Source organism: Paraburkholderia oxyphila NBRC 105797, assembly GCF_000685075.1.
Lineage (GTDB): Bacteria > Pseudomonadota > Gammaproteobacteria > Burkholderiales > Burkholderiaceae > Paraburkholderia > Paraburkholderia oxyphila.
This window is the reverse complement of sequence record NZ_BAYD01000098.1, coordinates 23,673-36,874: the sequence shown is the minus strand read 5'-3', so window position 1 is coordinate 36,874 and position 13,202 is coordinate 23,673. Positions and strand designations below refer to the sequence as shown.

At 63.2% G+C, this 13,202-nt stretch carries 12 protein-coding genes; 8 read left to right on the top strand and 4 right to left on the bottom strand.

Annotated elements, in window-relative coordinates; translation table 11 throughout:
* Nucleotides 1–70: 70 nt before the first annotated feature.
* Nucleotides 71–1,123 (bottom strand): alcohol dehydrogenase, encoded by a 1,053-nt coding sequence (locus tag BO1_RS38070; protein WP_028222056.1) that lies wholly within the window; start codon nucleotides 1,121–1,123, stop codon nucleotides 71–73.
* A 290-nt stretch (nucleotides 1,124–1,413) separates the two neighbouring features.
* On the opposite strand from BO1_RS38070, the gene BO1_RS38065 reads away from it, so the two are divergent.
* Nucleotides 1,414–1,830, top strand: a complete 417-nt coding sequence (locus BO1_RS38065) for a MarR family winged helix-turn-helix transcriptional regulator (protein ID WP_028222055.1) — start codon at nucleotides 1,414–1,416, stop codon at nucleotides 1,828–1,830.
* A 116-nt stretch (nucleotides 1,831–1,946) separates the two neighbouring features.
* Nucleotides 1,947–2,132, top strand: coding sequence for a membrane protein (locus BO1_RS54480; protein WP_043288306.1), 186 nt, complete (start codon nucleotides 1,947–1,949; stop codon nucleotides 2,130–2,132).
* A 135-nt stretch (nucleotides 2,133–2,267) separates the two neighbouring features.
* Here the strand turns inward: BO1_RS54480 and zwf are convergent, their stop codons facing one another.
* Nucleotides 2,268–3,743 carry a glucose-6-phosphate dehydrogenase gene (gene zwf / locus BO1_RS38055; protein WP_028222054.1) on the bottom strand — a complete coding sequence of 492 codons (1,476 nt, stop codon included), beginning with the start codon at nucleotides 3,741–3,743 and terminating at the stop codon, nucleotides 2,268–2,270.
* A 267-nt stretch (nucleotides 3,744–4,010) separates the two neighbouring features.
* Complete coding sequence (locus tag BO1_RS38050) at nucleotides 4,011–5,336, bottom strand: Nramp family divalent metal transporter (protein ID WP_043288313.1); 1,326 nt, start codon at nucleotides 5,334–5,336, stop codon at nucleotides 4,011–4,013.
* A 300-nt stretch (nucleotides 5,337–5,636) separates the two neighbouring features.
* On the opposite strand from BO1_RS38050, the gene BO1_RS38045 reads away from it, so the two are divergent.
* From BO1_RS38045 to BO1_RS58360, 6 genes are all read left to right on the top strand, one after another.
* Nucleotides 5,637–6,668 carry a YncE family protein gene (locus BO1_RS38045; protein ID WP_084688554.1) on the top strand — a complete coding sequence of 344 codons (1,032 nt, stop codon included), beginning with the start codon at nucleotides 5,637–5,639 and terminating at the stop codon, nucleotides 6,666–6,668.
* 15 nt (nucleotides 6,669–6,683) lie between these two features.
* The gene (locus BO1_RS38040; RefSeq protein WP_028222051.1) at nucleotides 6,684–7,691 is read left to right on the top strand and encodes a sterol desaturase family protein; all 1,008 of its coding nucleotides are present in this window, start codon (nucleotides 6,684–6,686) and stop codon (nucleotides 7,689–7,691) included.
* Between the two features lie 196 nt (nucleotides 7,692–7,887).
* Nucleotides 7,888–9,015 (top strand): 3-deoxy-7-phosphoheptulonate synthase, encoded by a 1,128-nt coding sequence (locus tag BO1_RS38035; RefSeq protein WP_028222050.1) that lies wholly within the window; start codon nucleotides 7,888–7,890, stop codon nucleotides 9,013–9,015.
* Between the two features lie 396 nt (nucleotides 9,016–9,411).
* On the top strand, nucleotides 9,412–9,990 hold the full coding sequence (locus BO1_RS54475; RefSeq protein WP_043288303.1) for a PAAR domain-containing protein: 579 nt from the start codon (nucleotides 9,412–9,414) through the stop codon (nucleotides 9,988–9,990).
* Nucleotides 9,987–10,550 (top strand): lysozyme family protein, encoded by a 564-nt coding sequence (locus tag BO1_RS54470; protein ID WP_084688552.1) that lies wholly within the window; start codon nucleotides 9,987–9,989, stop codon nucleotides 10,548–10,550. The genes BO1_RS54475 and BO1_RS54470 overlap by 4 nt, the downstream gene beginning before the upstream one ends.
* Entirely contained in the window at nucleotides 10,487–11,113 is a 627-nt protein-coding gene (locus BO1_RS58360; protein ID WP_245644004.1) for a hypothetical protein, read from the top strand. Before BO1_RS54470 ends, BO1_RS58360 begins: the two co-directional genes overlap by 64 nt.
* 809 nt (nucleotides 11,114–11,922) lie before the next feature.
* Here the strand turns inward: BO1_RS58360 and BO1_RS38020 are convergent.
* Nucleotides 11,923–13,179 (bottom strand): MFS transporter, encoded by a 1,257-nt coding sequence (locus BO1_RS38020; protein WP_028222049.1) that lies wholly within the window; start codon nucleotides 13,177–13,179, stop codon nucleotides 11,923–11,925.
* Nucleotides 13,180–13,202: the final 23 nt, after the last annotated feature.

The following is a 13,202-nucleotide window of genomic DNA, read 5'->3' as shown; positions in this document are numbered from 1 at the left end:
GCAACGCTTGCATACCGTATGCAAAACAAGGAACCGCGAAAGGAAATCGCGCGAGAACTAGCGCCCTCTCTTAAGGCACCATAACTTGCCGCCCGACAACCTTACCATGCGCCAGCGCCTCAAGCGCCTCATTGACCTCACCGAGCGGCCGGCTCAACACCGGCGAGGGCTGCATCTTACCCTCACGCATCAGCGCAACAAGCTCACGCAACTCCGGCAGCGTCCCCACATAGCTACCTTCAATCCTGAGCGGCCGCATGGGAATAATCGGCAACGAGAGCGTGATATCCCCGCCCATCAATCCAACCACCACCACATGCCCGCCGCGCGCGCACGCATCGATCGCGAGCTTCACAGTGGGCGTCGCGCCCACGAGATCGAGCACGGCGCGGGCGCCGCCGCCCGTGGCCTTGACGACCTGCTCGACGGCATCGGGCGCGCGCGCATCGATGGCAGCGACCGCGCCTTCCTTTAGCGCGGCCTCGCGCTTGGCGGCGTCCACGTCCACCACGATGGCGCCTTTCGCGCCGAGCGCCTTGAGCACCTCGATGGCCATCATGCCAAGGCCGCCCGCGCCGATGATCACGACCGGATCTTCATGGATGCGCGCGCCGAACTTCTTGATCGCCGAAAACGTGGTGACGCCCGCGCACGCGAGCGGCGCGGCCTTCACGGGGTCGAGGCCGCCGAGCTCGACCAGATAGAGCGGATGCGGCACGATCACATAGTCGGCGAAGCCGCCATCGCGCATCACACCGAGCGATTGCGGCTTCGTGCAGATGTTTTCCTCGCCGCGCAGGCACGCCGCGCACTGCCCGCAGCCGATCCACGGATGCACGACCGCCATCGTGCCAGCCTTCACGTCGCCGGCCTCGGGGCCCGCCGCGACTACTTCTCCGCAGATCTCATGGCTCAGCGTGAGCGGCAGCTTGATGCCGCGGTCGGCGAGCGAGAGCTTCTTGCCGCCGCCCAGGTCGTAGTAGCCCTCCCAGATGTGCAGGTCCGAATGGCAAAGTCCCGCAGCCTTCACGCGCACGAGCACTTCGGTGCCCCTCGGTTGCGGCGTTTCGCGCTGGACGAGTTCGAGCGGCTGGCCGTGGTGGGTCACGCAATAACAACGCATCTGCATCGATGTCTCCGTTGGAGTGGTGTGGAGCGGTGAGGCGATGGCGATTCGCTCACATCATAACGGATACGCGAAAAATTCGTACGCTCGTTTGTTTTTCGAAGGGGCGACCATCTGGCTTGCTTGGCCGGGGAGTAAAAAATTCGCACTACCGATAAATAACCTGACGAGGGAGCGCGGCAGCCGAACATGAAGGTCGTATAGAGAGGTTTCGAAAAGCGCTTGAATCAGGGCCTTATCGTGTCGAGTTGGTTGCATGGCTAACGACAACGGGGTATCCTGTGACCATGTTCGATCAGTGTCTTTACTTCAACACGTCGGCGCTCGCACGCCGGCTCGAACGCGAGTGGTCCGAGGCGTTCGAGCCTTTTGGTCTCACGCCGCCGCAAGGTTTCATGCTGCGCGCGGTGCTCGAGCGCCCCGGTTCGCTGCAGCGCGAGCTGGCGGATCTGCTTTCCATCGCGCGGCCCACGGCCACGCGCGTGCTCGACGGGCTCGAGGCGCGCGGCTATGTGGCGCGTCAGCGTACCGTCGGCGACCAGCGCGAGGTGGCGATCGTGCCCACGCCGCAAGCCACGGCGATACGCGAGCCGCTCAATCACGCGAGCGCGCAGGTCACGGGCCGCATCAAGCGCTCGCTGGGCGGCGAGGCGTTCGTGGATACCGTGAGCCGGCTGCGCACGGTGCGCGCGACGCTAGGCTAGCGCCTGTTGCGGGTGTGAGCGGGTGCAGAGCCGCGGTTGCGGCGGGATACACACGCGGGTAGCACGCGGGGCAGACGCGCCGTCGCTTCGCGCATCAGGGTTTTTGGAGTTTCATCATGTGGCGCATGGCTGCCTTTTTTGCTTCGACGTGGCTCGCTGCCGCGATTCTCTATCTGGGCCGGCATTCGGTGCCGATGATGGCGCTGAGCGGCGTGGTCGTTTTCGCGGGGCTCGATCTGTTCCGCCCCGACCGGGCGAGCGCCGAGGGTGCGCAAGCCCACGACGGCGGCAAGCGGCGCTAGCGTTCCCGAAGCCGCGGCGCATCACAACCGCGCGGAGGCCGTTCGTAACGGTACACATTACGCGCGCCGCGCAGCAGGCGCGGCGCGCATCATCAGGCGCCAGCGCAAGACGGCATCAGGCCGCCTCGAGCTGCATCAAGCCTCCTCGGCCCACGACATGCCCTCGCGCGCGAGCAGCGCCGAAGAAGCAGCCGGTCCGAAGGTGCCCGCCGTATAAACGCGTGGGCGGTCGTTGAGCTCCTTCCAGCCTTCGAGAATCGGCTCCACCCAGCTCCAGGCCGCTTCCAGTTCGTCGCGGCGCATGAAGTGCGTGAGGCGCCCGCGGATCACGTCGACGAGCAGGCGCTCGTAGGCTTCCGCGCGGCGTTCCGGAATGGCCTGCTGCAGATCGAGATTCAGGCTCACCGGCAGCATGTTCATGCCGCTGCCGGGCTCCTTCGCGAGCATCTGCAACTGGATCGACTCTTCGGGCTGAAGCTGGATCACGAGACGGTTGCCATAGTTGCGCGGCCCGCTCGGGAAGATCGAGAAGGGCAGGTCCGCGAATTCGATCACGATCTCCGACTGGCGCTTCTGCATGCGCTTGCCCGTGCGCAGGAAGAACGGCACGTTAGCCCAGCGCCAGTTGTTGATGTGCGCGCGCAGCGCCACGAAGGTTTCCGCCTTGCTGTTCGCCGGCACGTTGTCTTCTTCGAGGTAGCCCTTCACCGGCTGGCCGTCCACGGCGCCCGCCGCGTACTGGCCACGCACGGTGTCGCGCGCGATGTCGGCCACCGACATCGGCCGCAGCGAGCGCAGCACCTTGAGCTTTTCGTCGCGCACGGCGTCCGGGTCGAGCGAGACGGGTGGCTCCATCGCCACGATGCACAGCAGTTGCAGCAGGTGGTTCTGCACCATGTCGCGCAGCGCGCCGGTGTGGTCGTAGAAGCCCGCGCGGCTGCCCACGCCCACCGTCTCCGCCACCGTGATCTGCACGCTGCGGATATACGGCGCCTGCCACAGCGGCCCGAAGATCGGATTGCCGAAGCGCAGCACCATCAGGTTCTGCACCGTCTCCTTGCCGAGATAGTGGTCGATCCGGTAGATCTGCGACTCCGCGAAATGCCGGCCCACCGAAGCGTTGATCTCCTTGGCCGAAGCGAGATCGTGGCCGAGCGGTTTTTCGAGCACGACACGCGAGTGCTTGTCGAGCAGATGCGCCGACGAGAGGTTGTCGCAGATCGTCGTGAAGAGCTCGGGCGAGGTCGAGAGATAGAACACGCGCAGCGCATGCTTGCGCGAGGCCTCGGCGAGGCGTTCGTAATCGCCAGGCGCATTCACGTCGATGATCACGTACTGGAACAGGCCCAGATAGCGGTCCCACGCTTGAGCGTCGAAGGCCTTGGCGTCGATGAACGGACGCGACTGCTCGTCCATGAACGCGCGGTAGTCGTCGATGGTCCAGTTCTTGCGGCCCACGGCGATGATGCGCGTCTCGGGCGGCAGGTTGCCGTGCAGATGCGCCATGTAAAGTGCGGGGAGCAGTTTGCGCGCGGCCAGGTCGCCTCCTCCGCCGAAGATGATCATGTCGACGGGCAGTTCGGGCGCGGCTTGGACAGGCTGATTCGTCATGGCAGGGTCGTTCGGTTGTGGCGCAACGTTGCAAAGATTGCACCCGGCTTGGCTGCGGGCGCGGTGAAAAAAGCTAATGTTGCATCGTTTCGTGCGAGTTTGCACGCATAACGCGGGTATTTGCACCCTGACCGCGCGGTCGGTGAACGGTTCGAGCACGCATGCCTCGCGAATTGCGCGAATCGATCGAATCGGGCGTTGCGTGTTGCACGTTTCGCGCCGAAGGCTTCGAGCGGACGTCTTGCGTGAGGCATCGAAAGCACCGCTTCACCCGAGACCGGGCACGCTCACACCGAACGTCTGCAACAGCAGCAGCGCATTGAGCGCGAGCACGGCCACCGCGCCCAGCACCGCGAGCCACGCGAGCGCCGCGCTGCTGCGGTAGGCCCCCATGACATCGCGCCGGCTCGTGAACCAGACGAGCGCGGCCATCGGAAACGGCAGCGCGAAACTGAGCACCACCTGGCTCACCACGAGCGCCTCGGTGGCGTTCACGCCGAGGCCCACCACCGCGAAGCTCGGCGCCATGGTCACGACGCGGCGTAGCCAGAGCGGAATCTGGAAGCCCACGAAGCCCTGCATGATCATCTGGCCCGCAAGCGTGCCCACCACCGAGCTCGACAGGCCCGAGGCAATCAGCGAAACGAGAAAAATGCTGGCCGCTGCCATGCCGAAGAGGGGCGCAAGCGTGTGCCAGGCGGTGCCGATCTCGGCAACGTCGGCGTGGCCCAGGTGGAAGGCCGCCGCGGCCATGATCACCATCGCCATGTTGATGAGCCCGGCGAACGACAGCGCGATCGCGACCTCGATGTTCGAGAAGCGCAGCAGGCGTTTGCGCTCGTGGTCGTCGCGCGGCTGCACGCGTGCCTGGGTGAGCCCGGAGTGCAGAAAGAGCGCATGCGGCATGACCGTCGCCCCGACGATGCCCACGGCGATCGTCACGGCCTGCGCGTCGGGCAGGCGCGGGGTGGCCAGGTGCCCGAGCACGCCACGCCAGTCGACGGGCGTGATGAAAAGCTCCAGCAGATAGCACAGGCCGATCAGGCACACGAGCGCGCCGATCACGAGCTCGAGCGGCCGAAAGCCCGCGCGCTCGAAGAACAGCAGCGCGTAAGTGACCAGCGCGGTGACGCCCATGCCCGCGAGCAGCGGCAGATGCAGGAGCAGCGCCAGCCCGATCGCGCCGCCGAGGAATTCGGCGAGGTCGGTGGCCATCGCGGCGATCTCGCTCACGACCCACATGAGCCAGACGAGCGGGGCGGGCAGGTTCGCGCGGCACAGCTCTGCGAGATTGCAGCCGGTCACGATGCCGAGCTTCGCGGAGAGCGCCTGGAACAGCATGGCGACGAGATTCGCGAGCAGCACGACCCAGAGCAGCGTATAGCCGTAGCGCGCGCCCGCCTGGATGTTGGTCGCGAAGTTGCCCGGGTCCATGTAGGCCACGGAGACGATCACCGCGGGCCCCGCGAGCGGCAGCAGCAGCGCGGCGCCGCGCCGGCGTCCTTCGAGCGCCTCGCGCACCTTGCGCGCCGTGCGCTCGGAGAGTCCGCCCGGCGGGTCATGCAAGCTGTCTTCGCGGGTCCGGTGGTGCATGAACGCCTCGTCGAGGTTCAAGCCGCGATTCAGGGGCCAAAGCAGCGCACGGCCCGTGAAAAACGCTTAAAAAGGGCAGTTGCAGGCCAGTTGCGCGTCATCGGAAAATGATCCTCGCGCGTTAATCAGATGTCCCGCGCGCCGGGTTCGCTGCCCGCTGGTTTGTGCGAATTCGAGCGAGATTTCGTCTGGCTTTCGGCCGTTTTGCGGCGCGCCAGCATCTATCTCAGCACAAACCGGCTCCGAGCGTGCTTTCTGCGATTGCAGTCACCGGACTGCAGCGCTTTACTTCCTTACGAAATGCCACATTTCCCGATCCTTACCCCTACCAGGAACCGCGTAGCAGCGGCGGTGTTCCTTGGCTCGCTTGCGTTTAGCGCACTGGCTCACGCCGGCGGCAACGTCGGCGCAAACGACAAAGTCATCGTGCTCGATTCCGGCGAGGCGCAACTCTCGCTGATCGACGAGGCGAGCCGCACCGTGGTCGGCACCGAGCCCACCGGCAAGGAGCCGCATCACCTGATGATCACGCCCGATGGCCAGTCGCTCATCGTGGCCGATTCGGTCTCGAACGACCTGATGTTCCTCGACCCGCACACGGGCAAGGTGCAGCGCCGCGTGGAGGGCATCGAAGACCCGTACCAGCTTGGCTTCTCGCCCGACCATAAGTGGTTCGTCACGGCGGGCCTGCGTCTCGATCGCGTGGACATCTACAGCTACAACGGTCATGACGTCACGCTCGTGAAGCGCATCCCGCTCGCGAAGACGCCGAGCCACATCAACTTCTCCTCGGACAGCAAGACCGCGTACGTGACGCTGCAGGACACCGGCGAAGTGGCCGCGATCGACCTGCCCACGCAGACCGTGGCGTGGAAGCTGCACGTGGGCAACACGCCAGCGGGCCTGTGGATGACGCCCGGCGACAAGTACCTGCTGATCGGCATGACGGGCGAGGACGACGTGGCCGTGGTGGACCTGCATAGCCGCACGGTCGTGAAGCGGATCCAGACGGGCCGCGGCGCGCACAACTTCCGCAATCTCGACGACGGCAAGCACGTGGCCGTCACGAACCGCGTGGAAAGCACCATCAGCATTCTCGACTACACCACGCTCACCAAGGTCGCCGACATCACGGGCCTGCGCCCCGGCCCCGACGACATGGAACTTTCCGCCGACAAACGCTATCTGTGGGTCACGTTCCGCTTCGCCAAGCACGTGGGCATCATCGACCTTACGACGCGCAAGCTGATCGACACGATCGCCGTGGGCCGCTCGCCGCACGGCATTTACTTCGCCAACAGCGCGCCGGTGTATGCGCCCAATCCTGACTGACGCCCTGGAGAATTCATGCTCGATACGTTGCTGACGCAAGCCGACAACCTCGTTTCCTGGTTGCAGACGCTCGTCTACGTGGACGTGGTGCAGCCGATCTTCTACAAGGTCGGCCTGATGGGCTACGACGAAGACACCTACGACGCGCTCTACTGGGTGATCGTGGGCGCGCTGCAGATTTGCGCGTCGTATTTGCTGCTGCGTCCGCTCGAGGCGCTGCGCCCGGCGGAGCCGTGGCGCGACCGCAAGGCGCTGCGCGCCGACGTCTGGTACACGTGGATCGCCAAGCTCGGGATTCTTAACATCGCGTTCTTCTTCCTGCTCCAGCCGCTGTTCAATCACTGGCAGAGCCTGATGACGATCTACGACGTGCCGAATATCGACGTCGACAGCCTCTGGCCCGGCGTGACCGACAAGCCAATCGTCTCGTTCATGATCTATTTGATCGTGCTCGATTTCGCGGGCTACTGGTATCACCGCTGGCAGCATCGCTTCGGCGTCTGGTGGGAGTTGCACGCGGTGCATCACAGCCAGCAGCAGATGTCGCTCTGGTGTGACGATCGCAATCATTTCATCGACGACATCATCCAGGCCGCGTTCTTCGCGGGCATCTCGCTCTTTATCGGCGTGCCGCCTTCGCAGTTCGTCGTGCTCGTCGCCGTGGGCAACTTCCTGCAGAGCGTGCAGCACGTCAACGCGCGGCTCGAATTCGGCTGGCTGCTCGAGCGCATTCTCGTGAGCCCGGCGTTCCACCGCCGCCATCACGCGGTGGGCTACGGCCACGAAGGCACGCGCTACGGCTGCAACTTCGGCGTGCTGTTTCCCTGGTGGGACGTGATGTTCCGCACGGTCTCGTGGAACAAGGCGCTGGAGCCCACCGGCATCCGCGAGCAATTGCCCGTGCCGCAAGGCCGCGGCGTGGACTACGGCGAGGGGCTGATCGCCCAGCAGTGGCTCGCGCTCGTGCGCATTGCGCGGCGCCTCGCCGGCAAGGGCTATCCGCTGGGCGGACAGGCGAATTGATGGGCGCGCCGGGCTCGGTTCAAGGCCCGGCGTTTCGTCCCGCTCGATTGCACTCTGGGAGGCGGCTTCGTGCCGCCTCTTTCTATTTCAGGACCCATATCGGGATTCCGGCGTGCCGCGCGACGGATGCGATAATCGTGGCTTGTCCCGCGCGGCGCTCGAGCCGCGGCGAGGCGCCCAAGCGAAGGAGAGCATCTTGAGCCGTATCGACAATCCGCAGCACGACCAGGAAGTCGGCTTCGCCGACGCCACCGAAGACTCCACCCGCATCGACGACGTGCGCATCGGCGCGGTGCGTCCGCTGATCTCGCCCGCGCTGCTGCTCGACGAGCTGCCGGTGCCGCAAGCCACGCAGACGCTCGTGGAAACGAGCCGAGCGCAAATTGGCGAGGTGCTCGCGCATCGCGACGACCGCGTCGTGGTGGTGGTGGGGCCGTGCTCGATCCACGACCACGACCAGGCGATCGAATACGCGCGACTGCTCAAGCATGAGGCCGACCGGCTCAAGGACGACCTGCTCGTCGTCATGCGCGTGTACTTCGAGAAGCCGCGCACGACCGTGGGCTGGAAGGGCTATATCAACGACCCGCGACTCGACGGGAGCTTCCGTATCAACGAGGGCTTGCGCGCCGCGCGCCAGCTGCTGCTCGACATCAACGCGCTTGGCCTGCCCACGGGCACCGAATTCCTCGATTTGCTGAGCCCGCAGTACATCGCCGATCTGGTGGCGTGGGGCGCGATCGGCGCGCGCACGACGGAGAGCCAGAGCCATCGGCAACTGGCTTCGGGGCTGTCGTGCCCGATCGGCTTCAAGAACGGCACCGACGGCGGCGTGCAGATCGCGGCGGACGCCATCGTCGCCGCGCGTGCGAGCCATGCCTTCATGGGCATGACGAAAATGGGCATGGCCGCGATCTTCGAGACGCGCGGCAACAACGACTGCCACGTGATCCTGCGCGGTGGCAAGAGCGGGCCGAACTACGATGCGGCATCGGTGGCGGCATGCTCCGCGGCGCTCGCGAAGGCCGGGCTGCGCGAGCACGTGATGATCGATTGCTCGCACGCGAATTCGAGCAAGCAGCATCGGCGCCAGATCGAGGTGGCACAAGATATCGGCGCGCAGCTGGCGGGCGGCGAGGAACGCATCGTGGGCGTGATGATCGAGAGCCATCTGGAAGAAGGGCGCCAGGACCTCACGCCGGGCGTGCCGCTCGCGCGCGGCGTGTCGATCACCGATGCCTGCATCAGCTGGGCGCAGACGCAGCCGGTGCTGGAGTCGCTCGCGCAAGCCGTGCGCGCGCGCAGGCAGAAGCGGGGCGCATAGGCGCTCCGCTTGCCCGCCAGGGCATCCGGCTTCGGGACCCTCATTGCGCGCATAGCCGTGCCGGGGGCCCGGACCCAGGTTGAGTGCCTGGAAGCGTTTCGTTTCGAAACTGCTTGAAAATTCGCGGTGCGGCCCGAGTATAAGAATTAATCGCCGCATTGTAAATAAATTGTCGAATATCAATTCATGGACGCGCCACGATGCGCCGTGAATCGTTCGCGCCCTCATTCGGACGAGTCCGATATCGCACCTTCTCCAGCGGCGACAGCATCGCCTGAACGGGCTAATTCCTGGCCCGGCGCGTAGCCGGTTGCACGACAAGGCCGGCTGCTTTCAGCGACTCCCTGGAGATATGGAAATGGCAAGGCGAGAAAGGCGAACCTGGTGGGGTGCGATATGAGGCGCTACCTGCTCAGACTGGGCGATAAATCCACCGTTGGCGGCGTCGTTATCGAAGGCATGGAGCGTTCTACCCACCTCGGACGGCCGCTCACTTATATCGATGCAAAGGTGTTGTGCCCCGTTTGCAATACGACGGGTGTAATAGGCTGGAAGGGTCCGCATCGCTCAGCAACGATGATGGGCAAGCAACAAGCGCTTGAAGGCGATATCTGTATCTGCATGTGTGATCCGCCGCCGATCATGCTGGCGTCTCAGGATACGGCCTGGCATGAGTTTGCCGCGCATGAGATGGAAGGTGCGGCAGGGGCTGAAGCTGAAGCAAATAGCCCACTCTCTAATGCGCGCAATAGCACCGTCTACGACCAGCGCTTCCGCGTGACGAATTCGCGCACAGGACAACCGCTAGGGAATACGCCATATCGGATCGTTACCGAAGACGGCAAGGAACTGGCGGGCCACACGGACGCGCAAGGTTACACCGCGCGTGTGACCGGCGATCAGACGATGTCCGTAACGTTGCACATACTCGAAGAGGTTCCCCCCATCAATCCAGAATGGGACAAATATCTATGACACGCCATAAGGTAGTGAAAACGCATAAGGCAAAACTGACGCCGAAGTCCGATACAACGGCGGTAACGGTGGAGGTTGATGATTCGGCGCGGTTGCGGGAAATCCGAGCAATGGTTAAAGCCAACAACCACTCAACGCTGGATGAAAATCTGGTTATCTGCCAGATTTACATGGAATCACGATTCGATGCCCACGCCACGCCGCCGAATGGGAGCGCCAAAGGTCTATTGCAAATGACTGAAGATGGGGTGAAGCAGGTTTATAAGTACCGCGTTCATAAACAACTTGGTCATATGCCAAGCAATCGACAGACAGAAGACGCGTTCGCGCAAGGCGTCGCGATGCACGGTTCCCCAGGCATGTTCGACGAAGCGACAAACATCCAGCTTGGCACGGAGTACATGCAGTACTGGATCGACATCTCTTCATCCATCGAACATGCTTATAAGCGCTATCGAGGCGTCGCAAACGGAATTTATTACAGGAAGATCAGTGCGTGCGCCGCAAAATTGAAAGACGATCCCGAATCGATGCAACCATTGCGGGATATGTTCAAATGAGAAGTGTCTTTATGGCACTAATTGTTGCCTTGGCCGTCTTGACGACACCTCCTGTCTTTGGCGAGCAGGGTCCCGAGCTTCACATAGTGCAATCTTGTCCGCTCGCGGACGGAGGGCGGGCAACCCTGGAAATCGTGTCTCGTGGATACAAAGCGGACGAACCGTTTGTCACTATCGATGGCAAAACGGAGCGGGCATTTCTTGACATGCCTGACGACGAGTTCGCGGGGCACGTTGTACTAGCCGATTGCGTGCATGGTACGTTAATTTTTGCATTGGAATATGGCTCACCTTATTTAAAGGGGGTTGCAATCCGGAAAAATCCGAAGACGCTTGCGATAGAGCGTTTATATTTTTCTGAAAAGGCGTTGCCGCGCTGGCTATATTCAGATGATAGCCTGATGCAAGTTGTTATTCCAAACCTTGGATTTGAAACCTCAAAAAAATATCTCGTATATAAATATATTTCAGGGAAGGGGCAATCCAACGAGAGTACGCCAATGGATATCTTGCCAGAGCCACGTCGAAAGCTAATCGAAATACCGCGGCCCAGGAATCGCTAGTGTGTAGTGCTTCGAATTTTGTAGTTGGGGATGCGGCGGCGATCTGCTACGCAGTAATTTATTTGAATCCAATCGATAAGGGGGGGCGACGGCCGCGTTATCGATTGGTGTGCCCGGCAGGGCAACGCTAATATGACGTGCTCGTTTCGATCCTCTTCAACGCCGGGGCCAGAGATATGGTGAAATGAAAATAGCCACTTCAATACTGTCCGTGTGCTTCGGACTTGTCTGGGCTTCTCAATCCGCAATCGGCATGGAAGTGGTAACGCGTTGCACGCCTGGAAGCGACGGTCGCCATTCGCTTGTCTTGCTTCGCGACCATTCCATACAACGCACAGCGGTTTACTATCTCAGCAAAGATGGTGCCCCACCGACGCGCCTGTATCCAGGGGACGAAGATCAATCACGAGGCGATGAAGTAGAGGTGGCTTGCGTTGGTTCGAAAGAACGTGCGCTTGTGGTATCCGGCGAATTCACGTCGAACTATCTAAAGGGTGTCGCGATTCGATACAACACCAGGGCGCAACGATGGGAGCGTGTCGATTTCGCGGAGCGAACCCGGCCGACGACCGTCTATCTCGATGCTAAAGGTCTAGCCGTTTTAATACCGAACACCGGGCGGAACGAATCGCCCGCCCGGTACATCATTTACCGGTACGACGCTAGCACCGGGCGAGCGGAGCAATCCTATTCGAATCGCCTGCCAGGGTCACACGGAACGCGAATACCGGCGCGTCTAGAATAAACTGGGAAAGAGGCTTGGTGCTGTATTGCGCAATAGTGGGCGACTGAGAACCTCGTCCCAAATCTCAGGCCTTAGCCGCCGCCCCACCCGATGCCGGCGCGCTCTCGACATCGTCTTCGCCCGCGCCGCGCACCTGCCCGACCCAGATCACCGCGACAACCGCGAACGCAGCCGCGAGCCAGCCGTTTTGCCCGAAGCCCACGAGCGTGCCGTGCGGGCCATTCTGGAGCAGCAAGCCGCCAACCCACGCGCCAATTCCCGTACCCAGCGATTGCACCGCATTGTTGGCGCTCAGGAAAGCGCCGCGGCGCGCGGGCTCGGGAATCGTCGTGAGCAGCGCCTGCATCGGCACCATGCGGCTCGACAGCGCGATCATGAACACCGCGAAGAACGCCACCAGCGCGACGAACGGCAGTGTGGGCAGATGCGTGATGACCAGCACCGGCACGATCGACACGAGCGCCATGATGCGAAACACGCGCCGCTTGCCGTAGCGATCCGCGAGGCGTCCCACTGCGCGCGAGGTCAGGAACGTGGCAGCGCCGCCCGCCATATACAGCCACGAAAGCTTCTCCGGATCGACACCGTGATTGGCCACCAGCATCGGCGAGATGAACGGAATCACCAGCATGTGCGCGCCCATCATCGTGAAGGTCAGCGCGAACGCCTTCATATGGCGCGGCAGCGTCAGCAATTGCCACAGGCGCGGCACGATCGCGCGCAACGGCGTGTCGCGATCCACGTGCTCGGTGAGCGAGGGCACGACGCGCGCGCCCGCCATCCAGATGATGGCGCAGAGCACGACGAGCAGGAAGAACGGCGCGCTCCAGCCGAAGTGCGCCCCGAGCACGATGCCCGAGGGCACGCCCGCGATGGCGGCGATCGAGAACGCCGTCATGATCACGCCTGTCGCGGCGCCGCGGCGCGCCACGGGAATCACATCGCTGACGATCGCCATGACGATCGAGCCGAGCACGCCGCCCGTGAGACCCGCGAACGCGCGTGCGAACAACAGCAGATGAAAGCTGGTCGCGAGCGCGCAGGCGAGATTCGATAGCGCGAACAGCGCATAGGCGGCCTGCAGCAAACGCCGGCGGTCGAAGCGGTCGATATAGGTCGCCGCGAACAGGCCCGAGAGGCCCGCGCACAGCGAATAGGCCGACACGGCCATCGCGAACTGCGCAGGCGTGATCGTGAACGCATGCATGATCTGCGGGCCGAGCGGCATCATCACCATGAAGTCCATGATGACGGTGAATTGCGTGAGCGCGAGCAGCCAGAGCAACGTGCGTTCGCGCAGCGGATTGAGGACCAGGGTCATTGAGGGACCTTCGTGATGCGCGC